Origin of the sequence: Roseateles sp. (assembly GCF_965229315.1) — a bacterium.
Taxonomy (GTDB): Bacteria; Pseudomonadota; Gammaproteobacteria; order Burkholderiales; family Burkholderiaceae_C; genus Pelomonas.
In genome coordinates this window covers 3,175,548-3,192,475 of sequence record NZ_CBDDJA010000002.1, presented here as the reverse complement: position 1 = coordinate 3,192,475, position 16,928 = coordinate 3,175,548, and the positions used below count along the sequence as shown (strand labels likewise).

Annotated in this window: 11 protein-coding genes and 1 tRNA gene; 4 read left to right on the top strand and 8 right to left on the bottom strand. The window is 67.0% G+C overall.

The window, feature by feature from the left end; all coding sequences use genetic code 11:
- Positions 1–65: 65 nt before the first annotated feature.
- Positions 66–1,172 carry an alpha/beta hydrolase gene (locus tag ACO07H_RS19645; RefSeq protein ID WP_422017254.1) on the bottom strand — a complete coding sequence of 369 codons (1,107 nt, stop codon included), beginning with the start codon at positions 1,170–1,172 and terminating at the stop codon, positions 66–68.
- 228 nt (positions 1,173–1,400) lie between these two features.
- Here ACO07H_RS19645 and ACO07H_RS19640 point away from each other — a divergent pair.
- Together ACO07H_RS19640 and ACO07H_RS19635 are read left to right on the top strand one after the other, a co-directional pair.
- Positions 1,401–1,474: transfer RNA gene (locus ACO07H_RS19640), tRNA-Gly, on the top strand.
- A gap of 231 nt (positions 1,475–1,705) precedes the next feature.
- A complete protein-coding gene (locus ACO07H_RS19635) occupies positions 1,706–1,879 on the top strand; it encodes a hypothetical protein (protein WP_422017252.1) in 174 nt (57 codons plus the stop codon).
- Positions 1,880–1,950: 71 nt separating this feature from the next.
- On the opposite strand, the gene ACO07H_RS19630 is transcribed toward ACO07H_RS19635, so the two are convergent.
- Complete coding sequence (locus tag ACO07H_RS19630; protein WP_422017250.1) at positions 1,951–3,645, bottom strand: bifunctional metallophosphatase/5'-nucleotidase; 1,695 nt, start codon at positions 3,643–3,645, stop codon at positions 1,951–1,953.
- Positions 3,646–4,136: 491 nt separating this feature from the next.
- Here ACO07H_RS19630 and ACO07H_RS19625 point away from each other — a divergent pair, with 491 nt between their 5' ends.
- Positions 4,137–6,575 (top strand): TonB-dependent receptor, encoded by a 2,439-nt coding sequence (locus ACO07H_RS19625; RefSeq protein WP_422017248.1) that lies wholly within the window; start codon positions 4,137–4,139, stop codon positions 6,573–6,575.
- A 94-nt stretch (positions 6,576–6,669) separates the two neighbouring features.
- Here ACO07H_RS19625 and ACO07H_RS19620 read toward each other — a convergent pair whose 3' ends face one another.
- Positions 6,670–8,154: an NAD-dependent succinate-semialdehyde dehydrogenase gene (locus ACO07H_RS19620; RefSeq protein WP_422017246.1), complete on the bottom strand. Its 1,485-nt coding sequence runs from the start codon at positions 8,152–8,154 to the stop codon at positions 6,670–6,672.
- A gap of 103 nt (positions 8,155–8,257) precedes the next feature.
- On the opposite strand from ACO07H_RS19620, the gene alaS reads away from it, so the two are divergent.
- Positions 8,258–10,882: an alanine--tRNA ligase gene (gene alaS / locus ACO07H_RS19615; protein WP_422017244.1), complete on the top strand. Its 2,625-nt coding sequence runs from the start codon at positions 8,258–8,260 to the stop codon at positions 10,880–10,882.
- A 66-nt stretch (positions 10,883–10,948) separates the two neighbouring features.
- Here alaS and ACO07H_RS19610 read toward each other — a convergent pair whose 3' ends face one another.
- The 5 genes from ACO07H_RS19610 to ACO07H_RS19590 all read right to left on the bottom strand — a co-directional run bounded on the left by ACO07H_RS19610 (position 10,949) and on the right by ACO07H_RS19590 (position 16,780).
- The gene (locus ACO07H_RS19610) at positions 10,949–13,090 is read right to left on the bottom strand and encodes a methyl-accepting chemotaxis protein (protein WP_422017242.1); all 2,142 of its coding nucleotides are present in this window, start codon (positions 13,088–13,090) and stop codon (positions 10,949–10,951) included.
- Between the two features lie 87 nt (positions 13,091–13,177).
- On the bottom strand, positions 13,178–13,702 hold the full coding sequence (locus ACO07H_RS19605; protein ID WP_422017240.1) for a chemotaxis protein CheW: 525 nt from the start codon (positions 13,700–13,702) through the stop codon (positions 13,178–13,180).
- Positions 13,703–13,733: 31 nt separating this feature from the next.
- The gene (locus ACO07H_RS19600) at positions 13,734–15,872 is read right to left on the bottom strand and encodes a chemotaxis protein CheA (RefSeq protein ID WP_422017238.1); all 2,139 of its coding nucleotides are present in this window, start codon (positions 15,870–15,872) and stop codon (positions 13,734–13,736) included.
- Positions 15,873–15,897: 25 nt separating this feature from the next.
- Complete coding sequence (locus ACO07H_RS19595; protein ID WP_422017236.1) at positions 15,898–16,260, bottom strand: response regulator; 363 nt, start codon at positions 16,258–16,260, stop codon at positions 15,898–15,900.
- Positions 16,261–16,312: 52 nt separating this feature from the next.
- Entirely contained in the window at positions 16,313–16,780 is a 468-nt protein-coding gene (locus ACO07H_RS19590; protein ID WP_422017234.1) for a hypothetical protein, read from the bottom strand.
- Positions 16,781–16,928: the final 148 nt, after the last annotated feature.

The window sequence follows — 16,928 nt, the reverse complement described above, 5'->3', positions numbered from 1 at the left end:
AAAACCGGCCAGGCCCCGAAGGCTGTTCTTCGGTCTGCGGGGCGAGGCGCGAGTTGAGGGGAGGATCAGGCCGGCTTGCTCATGCCCTTGAAGATGAAGGGCAGCGCCTCCCGCAGCGTGGCCTGCCAGACCGGCCAGTCGTGCTCGCCGTTGAGGATGCGCAGCTCCGCCTTGACCGATGCGACGCGGGAGACGCGGTTGAACAGCAGGTGCGCCTCCATGTCGATGTCGTTCATGGCCTCGGCCGGATTCGGTTCCTTGTACTCGTCGTCGCCGGCGGAGATGAACATGCGCAGCGGCAGGTTCTTGGCCGCGAACACGGGCAGCAGCGCCGGGTAGGTCTTGCTGCGGTAGATCTCGTCGACGAACAGCGTGTTGCCGCTGCCGAAGGCGCCGAACTCGCGCGAGCTGGAGCCCGCGGGCGGCAGCGGCGTGTAGATGGCCGGACTCATGACGATGGTGGCGCTGAACTGCTCCGGATAGGCGATGGCGTAGCGCAGCGCGCCGTAGGCGCCCATCGAATAGCCCGCCAGCGCGCGCGCCTCGCGTTGCGGCAGGGTGCGGTAGTTCGCATCGACGTAGGGCAGCAGCTCGGTCATGAACGCGGTCTCGACCTTGGCGCCCGGCAGTGCGGTGCTGGTGTAGGCCGAGTCGACGTAGTAGCCGCCGCGGTTGCTGGACGGCGCATCGGGCATGACGCCGATGAACGGCGGGATGGTGCCGGCCGCGATCAGCTCGTCGAACATCGCCTGGTTGCGTCCCCAGGACGACAGCGTGTCGCCGCGGCCGTGCAGCATGTAGACGACCGGGTAGCGCAGGCCAGAAGTGGCATAGCCGGGCGGCAGATAGATCTTGACCCAGCTCGAGTCGTTGAGTGCGGCCGAGCGGTAGTTGATCTCGGTGATGGAGCTGGGCCCGGGCGACGATGGCGGCGGAGGCGGTGGGGGAGGTGTGGGCGTTGGGGCGGGCGCCGGCGTGAGAATGCCCGGCACACCGCCGTCGCCGCCGCCGCAGGCGGTCACGCCCAGGCCACCCAGGCCGGCCAGCACGAGGCCGCGGCGGCTGAGGCGGGGCGTTGGCGATGGGACGGTCGGCGCCGTTGCTTGCGCGTCCCGGGGCGCCGGGCACGCTCGGCCGAGATCGGCCGGGCTGAGCTCGTCTTTGGATGTCATGCTGTCTCCTTTGTTGTTGGGAGAGGCAGTCTGCGCGGCACCGTGGCACGGAGGAAGTAGCGCCTGCTTGGTTCACATGACAGCTTTCCTGTGTTCCGTGCCCGGCGCAATGTGCGCTGGTCTGGACGGTTATCCCTGGCGGTCTCGACCCGCTGGGCGGCGCATCCGGATGTCAACGCCGGCAGCCCGACGGCGCGCATGAAAGCGCCCCTAGAATCAGCGCCTCAGGCGGGTGTAGTTCAATGGCAGAACGCTAGCTTCCCAAGCTCGATACGAGGGTTCGATTCCCTCCACCCGCTCCAGCTTCGACGCTGGATCCGTTTTGCGGAACCTCACAAGGCTCGCCAGGCGCGATGGGAGATCGCGCAGTTCGCTTGAGCGATCCCATGCTTCGATGGGTCGACGTCTCCAGGCGCCGCTGCGTAGGCAGCCGCCGACCCGGCAATCGGTGGCCTCCGACCCCGCGCTTCAGTGCATCTGCCTAAATTGCGTCCACAAGGGCGGCATGACGCCGCCTGTGCAAGGAGCGCCGCATGTCTTTCGTCCTCTACCTGGTTGGCTTGGCCGTGCTGCTTGGCGGCGTGGCCTGGGGGCTGATCCTCGCCGGCATCGCAGCGACTTATGTCGCCGTGGCCTGCATGGTGCTGGCGGGCCTGGGCATCATGGGCGCCGTGGCGCGCACGCGTCTGAAGGATCCGCCGGCCTGACGCTGGCGCGGCGGCTGCGCCGGTCAGAGGTTTGCGCCCGGCCGGTGATCACGGCAGCCGGGCGCGGGCGCTCAGTCCCGAAGGATGCGGCCGGGTGCGGACTGCAGCACTGCCTGCGGGTTGTCGCGCAGCAACTCGACCAGTGCGTCGATGTCCGTGCCCAGCACGGCCCGGTCGCGGCCATGCTTGAAGCCGGTCTGCGCGTCGCCGCCTTCAGACAGGAAGTTGTTGACGACGACGCGGTAGTCCTTCGTGCGGTTCAGCGGCTGGCCGTCGATCAAGATCTCGCCGAGCTGGGCCACGCCGTCCGTGCCCATGCGCCAGTGGTAACGCAGCGTGGATGAGGCCTGCAGCATGCGCGGCGCGGCGTCGCCCTTGGGCAACTGGCGCTGCAGGATGTCCTGCAGCTGCTGGCCGGTGAGCGTGAGAGCGACGATGTCGTTGCCGAACGGCTGGATGGCGAGCAGGTCGCTCATGGTCGTCGGCTTGCCGGCCTCCACGGTCAGGTCGGCCCGGATGCCGCCCGGGTTCATGAACGCCACATCGGCCGGGCCCTGCTTGCGCGCGAAGGCGAGCTGGCTGTCGGCGATCAGGTTGCCCAGCCAGGAGTCACCGTTGGGTTCCTTGGCGAAGCGCACCGCGCCGCGCGGCAGCATGGCCACCGGCTTGTTGCGCGCGGCCTGCGTCAGCGCGGCGGCTTGCGCAACGAGGTTGGCGAGCGCCTGGTTGGGCGCATAGACCGACTGCAGCACCGGGTGGTTGGCGGCCTGCGCGTCCAGCACTCGGCCGGTGGCATCGAGCTTGAGGTGGCTTTCGGTGATCCAGCCGCCGTAGCTGCCGGCCTGCACGACCAAGCGGCCGTCGATCTTGCAGGTGTAGGCCTGGTGGGTGTGGCCGCCGATGATGATGGCGTACGCGGGGTCCAGGCGCTTGGCGATGTCCAGCACGCGCCCGGTGAGCGTCGGGCAGGCGTAGCTCGGGTCGTTGGCGCCGCCGCCCGGGCCTTGCACACCACCCTCGTGCATGACGGCCACGAGCACCTGCGCGCCCTCGGCCTTGAGCTGCGGCACCAGCGCGTTCAGCGTGTCGGCCTCGTCGGCGAAGCGGATGCCCTTGATCGCGCGAGCGACGATGACGTGCGGTGTCTCCAGCGTCGCCACGCCGGCAATGGCGATCTTGAACCCGGCGGCCTGCTTCATGACGTGGGTGGGCAACAGCGGCTTGCCCGTGGCGGCATCCAGCACGTTGGCGCCCAGGTAGGGGAAGCCGGGGCCCTTGAAGCCCGGCCACAGGCATTCGGTCGGCCCGCATTCGCCGCGCGCCTTGCGCAGCAGCTCCGGCAGGCCGGCGTCCAGTTCATGGTTGCCCAACGCGCTGGCGGCGATGTCGAGCTGCGACATGGCTGCCAGCGTCGGCTCATCACGCAGCAGGCTGGAAATCAGCGGCGACGCACCGATCAGGTCGCCGCCGGCGACGACGATGGCGTCCGGGTACTTGGCCCGCAGCGTCGCCATGGCCGTCGCGAGGTGGGCCACGCCGCCCGCAGGCTGGGGCTTGACCTCGCCGCTCACCGGGTCTGCCACGCGCGGCATCAGCGGCGTCGGCTGGGCCGGCTGGATGTTGCCGTGGAAGTCGTTGATCGAGAACAGCGTCAGGTCGGTCGTCTTGGCAGGCTGGGTCGTCGTGGCGCAGCCGGCGAGCAGCGCGCCGAGCAACGCGGCAGCCGCGGGGAGCGTGCCGAGGCGGGGGTGGGTGGGTTGGGCCATGGTGGGTGTCAGCGAACTGGGGCGGCGATCTTAGGAGGAGGCGCGTTGCCCGAGTTTGTCGCGCTTTCACTACAGCCACCAAGGCCGCCCCGGACGTTTACATTCGGCGCCGAGCGCACCAATTTGGTTCATTTGTGCGCCAAATATGCGCCATCACTCAGGTTTTAAGCGAACTTCGACGCAGAAAAACCGGCTTCTCGCGCGCCAGCGACGCACTGGCGCAGTGCGTTGGCATGGGTCTCACTGTCTGAAATGGGCCACTTCTGACTTACCCGTAAAGTTCTGTCACAGAAAGTCATGACAATTCCGTCACCGTTGCAGCCAAGTCTTAGCCGAGCGATGCGTGCAGCAGCCTCGAGAAGCGCGCAATGACGTTTCCGTGACATTTTTTCGACAGCAGCCGCGCGGACGCCGCGCGAACAACAGGAGTGATTGGGATGACTGAAAAGCATTTGGGCCGTTTCGGCCGAACGGCTCTAAGCCTGGCTGTGGTGGCTCTCGCCACGTCGGCCGTGCACGCACAGACTGCGCCGGCCGCCGATGACAAGGATGCAGCGGCGCCCCGCGCGCAAGACGACAAGGTGCGTCTGGGTACGATCACCGTGGTCGGTTCCGGCGGCAAGCTGGGCACCGGCATGATGCTGAACGACGATTCCGTCAAGGGCCGCAGCACCATCACCAAGGCGGCGATGGAAAAGGAACTCGGCACCGGCAATGTGCTGCAGAGCATCGCGCAACTGCCCGGCGTGAACACCTACAACTACGACGCGACCGGCATGTTCGGTGGTGACGTCAGCATCCGCGGTTTCGGCTCCGACCAGATCGGTTTCACCGTGAACGGCGTGCCGGTCAATGACTCGGGCGGCTATGCGTTCTACGCCCAGGAAATGATCGACAAGGAAAACGTCTGTACCGCTTCGGTGGCTCAGGGTTCTCCGGAGCTGGAATCGCCCAACAGCGGTGCGACGGGTGGTGCTGTGAGCATGATCACCTGCGACCCTACGGACAAGCGCCGGGTTCGCTTCACCCAAACCCTGGGTGGCCTGAACCTGAACCGCACATTCGTGCGCGTTGATTCCGGTCGCTTCGCCAACGACATGGCAAAGGTCTTCCTGAGCTACTCGCACGCCGCCGTCGACAAGTGGAAGGGCGTGGGCAAGGCCAAGAAGGACCACATCGACGCCGGCTTCTCGCTGGACTTGAACGAAGACAACAAGATCTTGGGCTCCATCCTGTACAACCGGATGGTCAACCAGAACATCTGGAGCGTGAGCAAGGCCCAGATCGCCGCGAACGGCTACTATTTTGACTATGCTCCGACCTTCACGCCGCTGAAGACGCCGGGAGCCGGCGCTCAGACCGACGTGGTCCAATCGCCGCTGTATTACGGCATGGCGCTGAACCCGTTCAAGAACGTGATCGCTTCGGTGTCGGGCTCGTTCAAGGTGGCCAAGGACACCTATCTGAAGGTGCAGCCTTACATGTGGTACGGCTTCGGCAATGGCGGTTGGTCCCAGATGATCCTGGACGAAACCGGCGCAGCCGCGGTCAGCAGCAGCAGCGGCAGCAGCCTGCTGGGCGGCGCGGTCGACATCAACGGTGACGGCGACAAGCTGGACAAGGTGGCCGTGGCTCGTGCCAGCGTGACCAAGACCAACCGTCCCGGCATCACCGCCGAACTCAGCACGACGTTGGGCAATCACTACCTGAAGGCAGGCCTGTGGTTCGAGCGCGCGCAGCACATCCAGACCCAGCCGGCCGTGCGTATCAACTCCGACGGCATCCCGGCGGACATCTGGCTGCAGGACGGCTGCATCCAGCGTGCCGATGGCAGCTGCTATGAAGGCCGCAACACGAAGACAATCAGCACAGTGACCCAGGTCTACCTGAACGACCAGATCACGTTGCTGAATGACCGGGCCTTCGTAAACTTCGGCCTGAAGCTGCCGAGCGTGACGCGTGATGTGAGCAACTACCGCAACGAGAGCGGCAACCTGTCCTACACGGTGAACCCGACGACCGGTGCTCTCGTCGGCGGCGCCCGCCTGTATCAGGACTACAACATCAAGCGCACCTTCCATGAAGTGCTGCCGCAACTCGGCGCCCGCTTCAACCTGGACGCCAAGCAGCACGTCTTCATGAACGTGTCGAAGAACTTCCGCGCACCGCCGAACTTCGCCTACTTCGGCAGCTATGTCGGCTTCGTGAACCGCAACGGCACGGCCGCCGCGGAACCGATCGTCGACATCAAGTCGGAAACGTCGGTGATGGTCGATGCCGGCTGGCGCTTCCAGTCGCGTGACGTGACGATCTCGGCCACGCTGTTCAACTCCGACTTCAAGAACCGCCAGGTTCAGGCGACGGATCCGAACACGCAGGTCAGCACCTACGTGAACGCCGGCGGCGTCAAGAACCGCGGTCTGGAGCTCGAAATCGGTAGCGGCGTGTTCAACGGCTTCTCGGCCTACGGCTCGCTGTCGCTGCAGAAGAGCACCATCAAGGAAGACCTGAAGGTCACCACCACCGGCTTCCTGCCGATCGGCGGCAAGCAGTTCGGCAAGACGCCTGAGAAGATGGCCGCCCTGTCGCTGCAGTACGAGCAAGGCCCGATCTATGCCCGCCTGAAGGGCAAGTTCACCGGCTCGCAGTATGCCGACCTGATGAACCAGGAACTGGTGCCCAGCTACACGACGCTGGATCTGGACGCCGGCTACAAGTTCGCCAACTGGGGCATGCTCAAGAGCCCGCAACTGCGCCTGAACGTGTCCAACATTGGCAACAAGCGGTACCTCAGCGCGTCGTCGATCATCACGAACGCAGCGAACACCACGCTGAAGGGCTCCGGCGCAAACTACACGCCGAGCACCGAGTTCTATTACCTCGGCGCTCCCCGCCTGACCACGCTGACATTCAGCGTCGACTTCGAGTAAGTCCTGAAACAGAAGCCGGGCCTCATGGGCCCGGCTTGCTGTCTCCCGAACCGCGAGTGGCCGACAGGCCGCCTCGCGGTTTTTCATTGCGCGCCTACTTCTGGATGTCGCCCAGGCAAAGGTACTTCACCTCGACGTAATCCTCGATGCCCTGGCGCCCGCCCTCGCGGCCCAGGCCCGACTGCTTGACGCCGCCGAACGGCACTTCGGCCGTCGAGATCAGGCCGGTGTTGATGCCCACCATGCCGTACTCCAGCGCCTCGCCGACGCGGAAGATGCGGCCGATGTCGCGGCTGTAGAAGTAGCTGGCCAGGCCGAACTCGGTCGAGTTGGCCAGGCGGATCGCATCGTCCTCGGTCTGGAACTTGAACACCGGCGCCACGGGGCCGAAGGTCTCCTCGCGCGAGCACAGCATCTGCGGCGTCGCATCGGCCAGCAGCGTCGGCTCGAAGAAGTTGCCGCCTGGGGTCTCGATGCGCTTGCCGCCGGTCAGCAGCTTGGCGCCCAGCGCGATGGCGTCGGCCACGTGGGTCTCCACCTTCTGCAGGGCCTGGTCGTCGATCAGCGGGCCGACGTTGACGCCGGATTCAAACCCGTTGCCGGTCTTCAGCGCCACGACCTTGGCCGCGAACTTCTCCAGGAAGGCGTCGTACACCCCGGCCTGCACGTAGATGCGGTTGGCGCAGACGCAGGTCTGGCCGGCGTTGCGGTATTTGCTGGCGATGGCACCGTCCACGGCCGAATCGAGGTCGGCGTCGTCGAAGACGATGAACGGCGCGTTGCCGCCCAGTTCCAGGCTGAGTTTCTTGATCGACGGCGCGCACTGCTTCATCAGGATGCGGCCGACCTCGGTGGACCCGGTGAACGACAAGTGGCGCACCACGTCGCTCTCGCACAGCAGGTGGCCGATCTCGACGGACTGCTGCGCATCGGCCGTCAGCACGTTCAGCACGCCCGCCGGCATGCCCGCGCGCTGGGCCAGCTCGGCCGCGGCCAGCGCCGTCAGCGGCGTGGCCTCGGCCGGCTTGATGATGACGGTGCACCCGGCAGCCAGCGCCGGGGCCACCTTGCGCGTGATCATGGCCAGCGGGAAGTTCCACGGCGTGATGGCCGCGCAGACGCCCACGGCCTGCTTGATGACCAGGTAGCGCTTGGTCGGGTCCGTCGTCGGGATGGTCTCGCCGTAGACGCGCTTGCCCTCCTCGGCGAACCAGTCCAGGAAGCTCGCGCCGTAGATGACCTCGCCGCGTGCCTCGGCCAGCGGCTTGCCCTGCTCGGCCGTCATCAGCCGCGCGAGGTCGTCGGCATGCTTCACCAGCAGTTGCTGCCAACGCACCAGCACCGCGGCGCGCTCCTTGGCGGGCTTGCCGCGCCAGGCGTTCAGCGCGTTGGCGGCGGCGGCGATGGCCGATTCGGCCTCGGCGCGGCCCAGGTTGGGCACCTGCGCCAGTTCCTGGCCGGTGGCGGGGTCGGTCACGGCAAAGCTGCTGCTGGCGCCGACCCACTCGCCGTTGATCAGTGCCTGGGTGCGCAGCAGGCCGGCATCGTCCAGCGCGGCCAAGGGGGAATTCGCGTCCATCGGGGATCTCCAATCGAATGGATGGGCACTCTACCGCTGCGGCGCAAAGCCCCCTCCCTACAATCGCCCCTCCTTGTCACAGACCTTTTCCAGGAAGCCCCGGATGAAAGCCGCCGAGATCCGCCAGACCTTTTTGAAGTTCTTCGAGTCCAAGGGGCACCAGATCGTCGCGTCCAGCCCGGTCGTGCCGGGCGACGACCCGACGCTGCTGTTCACGAACGCCGGCATGAACCAGTTCAAGGACGTGTTCCTGGGCTTCGACAAGCGCGCCTACACCCGCGCCACCACCAGCCAGAAGTGCATCCGCGCCGGCGGCAAGCACAACGACCTGGACAACGTCGGCTATACCGCGCGCCACCACACCTTCTTCGAGATGCTGGGCAACTTCAGCTTCGGCGACTACTTCAAGAAGGACGCCATCGCTTTTGCGTGGGAGCTGCTGACGGTCAATTTCGGCCTGCCCAAGGACAAGCTCTGGGTCACCGTCTACGCCGAGGACGACGAGGCCTACGACATCTGGAACAAGCAGGTCGGCGTGCCCGCCGAGCGCATCGTGCGCATCGGCGACAACAAGGGCGGGCGCTACATGTCCGACAACTTCTGGATGATGGGCGACACGGGCCCGTGCGGCCCCTGCACCGAGATCTTCTACGACCACGGCCCCGACGTCGCCGGCGGCCCGCCGGGATCGCCGAACGAAGACGGCGACCGCTACATCGAGATCTGGAACAACGTCTTCATGCAGTTCAACCGGACTGAAGACGGCGTGATGCACCCGCTGCCCAAGCCCAGCGTGGACACCGGCATGGGCCTGGAGCGGCTGGCGGCCGTGCTGCAGCACGTGCATTCCAACTACGAGATCGACACCTTCGTGAACCTGCTGGCCGCGGCCAAGAAGGCCGTGGACGAAGCCGGTGGTGGCGACTGTGACGCCACCAGCCCGTCGCTGAAGGTCATCGCCGACCACATCCGCGCCTGCTCGTTCACCATCGTCGACGGCGTCATCCCCGGCAACGCCGGGCGAGGCTATGTGCTGCGCCGCATCGCCCGCCGCGCCATCCGCCACGGCTACAAGCTGGGCGCCCGCACGCCGTTCTTCCACAAGCTGGTGAGCGCGCTGGCCGCCGAGATGGGCGATGCCTATCCCGAGCTGCGCCAGGCCCAGGCCCGCGTGACGGACGTGCTGAAGCAGGAGGAAGAGCGCTTCTTCCAGACCATCGCGACCGGCATGGAAATCCTGGAAGCGGCCCTGGCCAAGGGCGGCAACGTCGACGGCGACACCGCCTTCAAGCTGCATGACACCTACGGCTTCCCGGTCGACCTGACCGCCGACGTCTGCCGCGAGCGCGGCGTGGCGGTGGACGAGGCACGCTTTCACGAGCTGCTGGAAGAGCAGAAGAACCGCGCCCGCGCCGCCGGCAAGTTCAAGATGGCGCAGGGCCTGGCCTACAGCGGCGCGCCGACCGAGTTCCACGGCTACGACGGCCTGCTCATCGAGACGGCCAAGGTCACGGCCGTGTATGTGGATGGCGCGCAGGTGAACGAGGCGCACGCCGGTGACGACGCCGTCATCGTGCTGGATCACACGCCGTTCTATGCCGAGAGCGGCGGCCAGGTCGGCGACTCGGGCGACCTGCGCAACGGCACGACGCGCGTCGCCGTCGCGGACACCATCAAGATCCAGGCCGACGTGTTCGGCCACCATGGCCAGGTGACCGAGGGCTCGGTCAAGGTCGGCGATGCCTTCACCGCCCGCGTGGACGCCGAGCGCCGCGCGAAGACCGTGCGCAACCACAGTGCCACCCACCTGATGCACAAGGCCTTGCGCGAGGTGCTGGGCGCGCACGTGCAGCAGAAGGGCTCGCTGGTGAACGCGGAGCGCACGCGCTTCGACTTCGCGCACAACGCGCCGATGACGGCGGAGGAGATCCGCGAGGTGGAAGCCCTCGTGAACGCCGAGATCCTCGCCAACGCCGGTGCCACGGCCCAGGTCATGGCGCTGGACGACGCGCAGAAGTCGGGCGCGATGATGCTGTTCGGCGAGAAGTACGGCGAGACCGTGCGCGTGCTGTCCATCGGCTCGTCCAAGGAACTCTGCGGCGGCACGCACGTCAAGGCGACCGGCGACATCGGCCTGTTCAAGATCGTCGCCGAGTCGGGCGTTGCAGCCGGCATCCGCCGCGTCGAGGCCGTCACCGGCGACAACGCGCTGGCCTACCTGCAGTCGCTGGAAACCACGGTGCAAGGTGCGGCGATGACGCTCAAGACCTCGCCGCACGAACTGGGCGCGCGCCTGCATGCCGTGCTGGACCAGATCAAGTCGCTGGAGAAGGAGCTGACCGCCGCCAAGAGCAAGCTGGCATCCGCCCAGGGCGACGAGCTGATGGCCCAGGCGGTGGACGTCAAGGGCATCAAGGTGCTGGCGGCTCGTCTCGAAGGCGCCGACGCCAAGACGCTGCGCGAGACCATGGACAAGCTCAAGGACAAGCTCAAGACCGCGGCCATCGTGCTGGCTGCCGTGGACGGCGACAAGGTCCAACTGGCGGCCGGTGTGACGGCTGACAGCGTGGGCAAGGTCAAGGCTGGCGAGCTGGTCAACTTCGTCGCCAGCCAAGTGGGCGGCAAGGGTGGCGGCAAGCCCGACCTGGCCATGGCCGGCGGCACGCAGCCGGCCGGTGTGGCGGCGGCGCTGGCGGGCGTGGCGGCCTGGGTGGCCGAGCGCGTCTGAACACGTCGAGCCGCTGAAAGCAACAAGGCCCGCGCTCAGCGGGCCTCGTTGTTTCTGGCGTGCGGCTTAGAAGGTTTCCCAGTCGCCTTCGGCGCTGGTCGCCGGGGCGGGTGCAGCGCGGGGCGCGGCCACGGGCGCTGGCTTCACGGCCGGTGCAGGCTTGGGGGCGACGGCCGTGGCTTTGGGTGCGACCGCTTTGGGTGTCGGCTTCGGCGCACTGGCCGCAGCCTTGGGTGCAGTCGCTGGCGAGGGGACCGGCCTGGGTGCGACCCCCTTGCGCAGCGGCTCGCTGCCGGCGACGCGGAACACCGCCACGGCCTCCACCAGCCGCTGTGCCTGTTCCTTCAGGCTCTCGGCCGCGGCGGCGGACTCTTCCACGAGCGCTGCGTTCTGCTGCGTCATCTGGTCCAGCTGCACGACGGCCGTGTTCACCGAGGCGATGCCCTCGCTCTGCTCGGTGGCGGCCGAGGTGATCTCGCCAATGATGTCCTGCACGCGCTGCACGCTGGACACGATCTCGCCCATGGTCGTGCCGGCGGCCTGCACCAGGCGGGCGCCGTTCTCGACGCGCTCGACGCTGTTGCCGATCAGCGCCTTGATCTCCTTGGCCGCTTGCGCGCTGCGGCCGGCCAGCGAGCGCACTTCGCCGGCCACGACCGCGAAGCCGCGGCCTTGCTCGCCAGCCCGGGCCGCTTCCACCGCGGCGTTCAGCGCCAGGATGTTGGTCTGGAACGCGATGCCGTCGATGGTGCCGATGATGTCGGCGATCTTCTTGCTGGCCGTGTTGATGTCGTTCATGGTGGTGACGACCTGGCCGACCACCTCGCCACCGCGCGTCGCCGCCGATACAGCGGACTGCACCAGCTGGTTGGCCGTGCGCGCCGAGTCGGCCGTCTGGCGCACCGTGCCGGTCAGCTCGCTCATCGACGACGCTGCGCTCTGGAGATTGCCGGCCGTCTGCTCGGTGCGTTGACTGAGGTCCAGGTTGCCCGTGGCGATCTCGGTGCCCGCTGTGGCGATGCTGTCGACCGAGTTGCGCACCGTGCCGATGGTGGCCGCCAGGCGCTGGCGCATGCTTTCGGTGTCCAGGATCAGCGAGCCGATCTCGTCGTTGCGCGTGCTGCTGACCGACTGGCTGAGGTCGCCGTCGGCAATGGCGCCCACGGCTTTCTGCAAGGCTGCCAGCGGCTGCGCGACCCAGCGGCGCATCATCCACAGCAGCCCGAAGCCCAGGCCCACGGTGGTGAGTGCCAGCGCACCCCAGAAGAACCACAGCGTCGAGCGGCCGGCGGCCTGAGCCTCGCCGCGCGAGACCTGGGCAATGACCCAGTAGCCGGTCTTGTCGCTCTTGCGGGCGACGGCAAAGTTGTCCGAGCGGCCGTTGCCCAGCACGTCGGGCACGTCGTCCAGCACGACGGCGTTGTCCTTCTGCTCGGCCAGCAGCTTTTCGAAGCCCGGCGCAACGCTGGACAGCAGCTTGCCCTTGGCGGTCGGGTGGACGGCGAGCACCGCCTTCGACGGATCCTTGTTGCTGGCGACGATGTAGGTGCCGCCATGTTCGAAGAACCTGGCGCTGCCGGCCATGCGGTCGATGGCGGCCTCGAAGGCATCGAGGTCGTAGCCGACGAACAGGATGCCCACCACCTTGCCGGCGTCGTTCTTGATCGGCTCGTAGTGCGTCATGTAGGCGCGGCCGAACAGCAGCGCGCGGCCGGTGTAGGACTTGCCTGCGGTGATGGCCGCGTACGCGGCGCCCTGCTTGTCCAGCAGGGTGCCCATGGCGCGTTCGCCCTTCTCGTTCTTCAACGAGGTGGTGATGCGTTCGAAGCCATCGCCCCTGGCCGCGAAGACCGTGGCCACGCCGCCATTGACGGCGGCGAACTTGTCGACCTGCGTGAAGTTGCCGTTGAGCTTGGGGCCCCAGTCGCGCAGCTCGCCGGTGGCGTCGTCCAGCGTGAAGCTGGGGCCGAATTCCTGGCGGAACGAGCCGAAGCTGCGCTGCGTCTGCTTGGCGGCGACGTCGTCCATCGCCTGCATCGCGTCGACGAGCGAGGCGGCCTTGTCGCCGACCCAGGTCTGCACCTGCTGTTGGGCCGAACGTTGCAGCAGCGCGCCCACGACGAGGCTGACGACGAGCAGCGCCGCAGCGACAGCAACGGCGCCGGACACGGAGACCTGGCGAGCAATGGAGCGATCGGGCTGACTCATGCGGTCCTCCAGGAAGGCCAAACGGGCAGGGCACCGCTCACGCGGCCGTGGCCGGCGGTGCCCGGGTGCTCAAGGCTCGGAAGCTGTTCAGGCGGCGATGGCTGCGTCCATCAAGCCCATCTCGGCGCTGCTCATCAGCCCCTCGATGTCCATCAGGATCAGCATGCGTTCGCCGACCGAGCCGATGCCGGTGATGAAGCTGGTGTCCACCGATGCGGCGCTGAGTTCGGGCGCCGGCTTGATGGCGTCGCGGTTCAGCTCCAGCACGTCGGACACGGAGTCGACGACCGCACCGACGACGCGGTTCTTCACGTTCAGCACGATGACGACGGTGAAGCTGTTGTATTCGGCGCTGGGGCAGTTCAGCTTCAGGCGCAGGTCGACGATGGGCACGATGACCCCGCGCAGGTTGACGACGCCCTTGATGAAGTCGGGCGCATTGGCGATGCGCGTGGGCTGCTCGTAGGAACGGATCTCCTGCACCTTCAGGATGTCGATGCCGTATTCCTCGGAACCCAGGCGGAACGTCAGGTACTCGCCGCTCTTGGGGCCATGGGACTTGGCGGTGACGGCGCCTTGCTGGCGCAGCGCGGGGACGTTGCTGGCTTCCATGCGGACCTCTGCTCTTTTGTGGTGTGGTGGATTAGTGGCGCGAACGGCGCACGAGGCTGCCGACGTCCAGGATCAGCGCGACGCGGCCGTCACCCATGATGGTGGCGCCCGACACATCGTTGACCTTGCGGTAATTGGCTTCGAGGTTCTTCACGACGACCTGCTGCTGGCCGAGCAGCTCGTCCACCAGCAGCGCGACGCGGCCGCCCTCGGCCTCCACGACGACCATGATGGAGCTGACATGCTCGAAGTCGAAGCGCGGCACGTCGAAGACGCGCTCCAGCTCGATGACCGGCATGTACTCATCGCGCACCTCGACGACGCGGCCGGAGCCGGCGACGGTCTTGATCGTGTTGGACTGCACCTGGAACGACTCGACGACCGAGGACAGCGGCAGGATGTAGCACTCGTCGCCCACACCCACGCTCATGCCGTCCATGATGGCCAGCGTCAGCGGCAGCCGCACGGACACCTTCATGCCGTAGCCTTCGGCCGAGTCGATCTCGACCGTGCCGCCCAGCGACGTGATGTTCTTCTTCACCACGTCCATGCCGACACCGCGGCCGGACACGTCGGTGACCACATCTGCGGTCGAAAAGCCCGGCGCGAAGATCAGGCTCCAGCACTCCGCGTCGGTCATCGTGTCCGGCGCGTCGATGCCCTTCTCGCGGGCCTTCTTGATCAGCTTCTCGCGGTTCAGGCCGCGGCCGTCGTCGCGCACCTCGATGACGATGCTGCCGCCCTGGTGGGACGCCACCAGCGTGATCGTGCCCTGCTCGGGCTTGCCGCGCGCCAGCCGGTCGGCCGGCATCTCGATGCCGTGGTCGCAGCTGTTGCGCACCAGGTGGGTCAGCGGGTCGGTGATCTTCTCGACCAGGCTCTTGTCCAGCTCGGTGGCTTCACCCTGGGTGACCAGCTCGACCTTCTTGCCCAGCTTGGCGGCCAGGTCGCGCAGCATGCGCGGGAAGCGGTTGAACACGGTCGCCATCGGAATCATGCGGATCGACATGACCGATTCCTGCAGATCGCGCGTGTTGCGCTCCAGGTCCGCCAGGCCGGACGTCAGCTGCTGGTACAGCGCCGGGTCCACGTCGCGGCTGTTCTGCGCCAGCATGGCCTGCGTGATGACGAGTTCGCCCACCAGGTTGATGAGCTGGTCGACCTTCTCGATGGACACGCGCAGCGTGGTCTGGTCCATGGCCGCGGGCTTGGACTCGGCCTTGGCGGGCGTGGCCGGGCGGGCCGGCACGATGGCGGCGTCGGCCGCCACAGGCGCGGCCTCGACGGCCGGCGCGGCCGCGCCGGCAGGCATGCCGGGCGCTTCGTCGAAGAAGCCGTAGCCGGGGTCGGCCGACGGCGCTTCGGCCGGCGGGGCGCCCGGGGCGCCGTCATAGAAGCCGAAGCCCGGGCCGAGCGGCGTCAGCTTGACCTGTTCGCGCGCCACGTGGAAGGTGAAGAGGTCCAGCAGGTCGTTGTCGGTCGAGCTGGTCAGCACCTTGAAGCGGCGCATGCCGTCCGAGCTCTGGCCGGCATCGAGCGGCTCGATGGTGCCGAGGTCGGTGATCTCCTTGAACAGCTCGACGAGGTTGTCGGCCAGGCTCAGATCGGTCAGCGGGCCGACCTGCATCTCCAGCAGCCGCGTGCCCGGTTTGGTGGCCGAGGCCGCTGCTGCGGCGGGCGCCGGTGCCGGCTTGGCCGCAGCGGGCGCCGCGGCAGCTTGGGGCGCCGGCGTCGCGGCCGGCGCGCCGCCGCCTTCGACGAAACGCTTGATGTTGACCAGCAGGTCGGTCGTGTCGATCACGTCGCCGCCGGAACCCTGGTGGCGGCCGAGCTGGGCGCGCAGCGCGTCGCCCGATTGCAGCAGCACGTCCACCATCGCGGCGTTGGGCTGCAGCTCGTGGCGGCGCAGCTTGTCCAGCAGCGTCTCCATCTGGTGCGTCAGCTCGGCCACATCGCCGAAGCCGAACGTCGCCGCGCCGCCTTTGATCGAGTGGGCGCAGCGGAAGATCGCGTTCAGCTCCTCGTCGTCTGCGGCCTCGACGTTCACGTTGAGCAGCAACTGCTCCATGTTGTCGAGGTTTTCGCCGGCCTCTTCGAAGAAGACCTGGTAGAACTGGCTGAGGTCGATGCCAGCACTGATGCTGGCGCCTTCTGTGGTCATGTCACCCATGTTTGGTGCTCCCTTGGAACCGGCTTCAGCGAATGACCTTGCCGATCACTTCGATCAGCTTGGCTGGATCGAACGGCTTGACCAGCCAGCCCGTGGCGCCGGCGGCGCGGCCGGCCTGCTTCATCGAGTCGCTGGACTCGGTGGTCAGGATCAGGATGGGCGTGCTCTTGAACTTCGGGTTCTCGCGCAACTTCTTGGTCAGGCTGATGCCATCCATGCGCGGCATGTTCTGGTCGGTCAGGACCAGGTCGAAATCACGCTGACCGGACTTTTCCCAGGCATCTTGTCCATCCACTGCTTCCACCACGTTGAAGCCGGCGTTCTTGAGCGTGAAGGCCACCATCTGGCGCATCGAGGCCGAATCGTCGACAGCAAGGATTGAGTGCATTTGAGTTTTCTCCGAGAGAACGTGTGTTGCCTGGGGGCTTAGTGAACGGGGATCAGAAAAGTTCGATGGAGCCGGCGTCCATCTCGTCCTGCGTGACCGGATTGGGCCGCAGCGGCGCGATCTCGACGACGGCTGCGCCGTCCTCGTCATCCGCGCCGAACGTGTCGCGGGCCAGCTGGTCCGAGCAGTTGCGCAGCCGCTGGCTGGTGTGGGCGATGAGCTGGGTGGCCATGTCCTGGAACTGCAGCGCGGTGATCGCGCCGGCCACGTCCTGCATGATCTGCTTCAGGCCTTCCGAGGCGGGGCTGCCGTCGCTGCCGCTGAGCAGCGTCATGACCTGGTTGGACGCGCTGTAAAAGTGGGCGGACAAAGCCTCACCCGCATCGTCGAGCAGACGCTGCAGGCGTTCGAGGTCGTGGGCCACCGTCATCAGGTGATCCTGCAACTCCGCTGCTGCCAGCAGCGGCATGGCGGCCACGGCTGCGTCGAAATCGGCTGCGGTGGTTGATTCAGTGTGCATCGTGTCTCCGCGAGGGATGCCAGCTTCCTTTAAACCGGCCCTGCGGGAGTCGCTCAGGGCCAATGCATCATGGCATGTTCGACTCTTTTTCCTACCCTGTCGACGGTGAGATGTCATGAGAACGAGCGGTATTACCGGTCTGACGCGC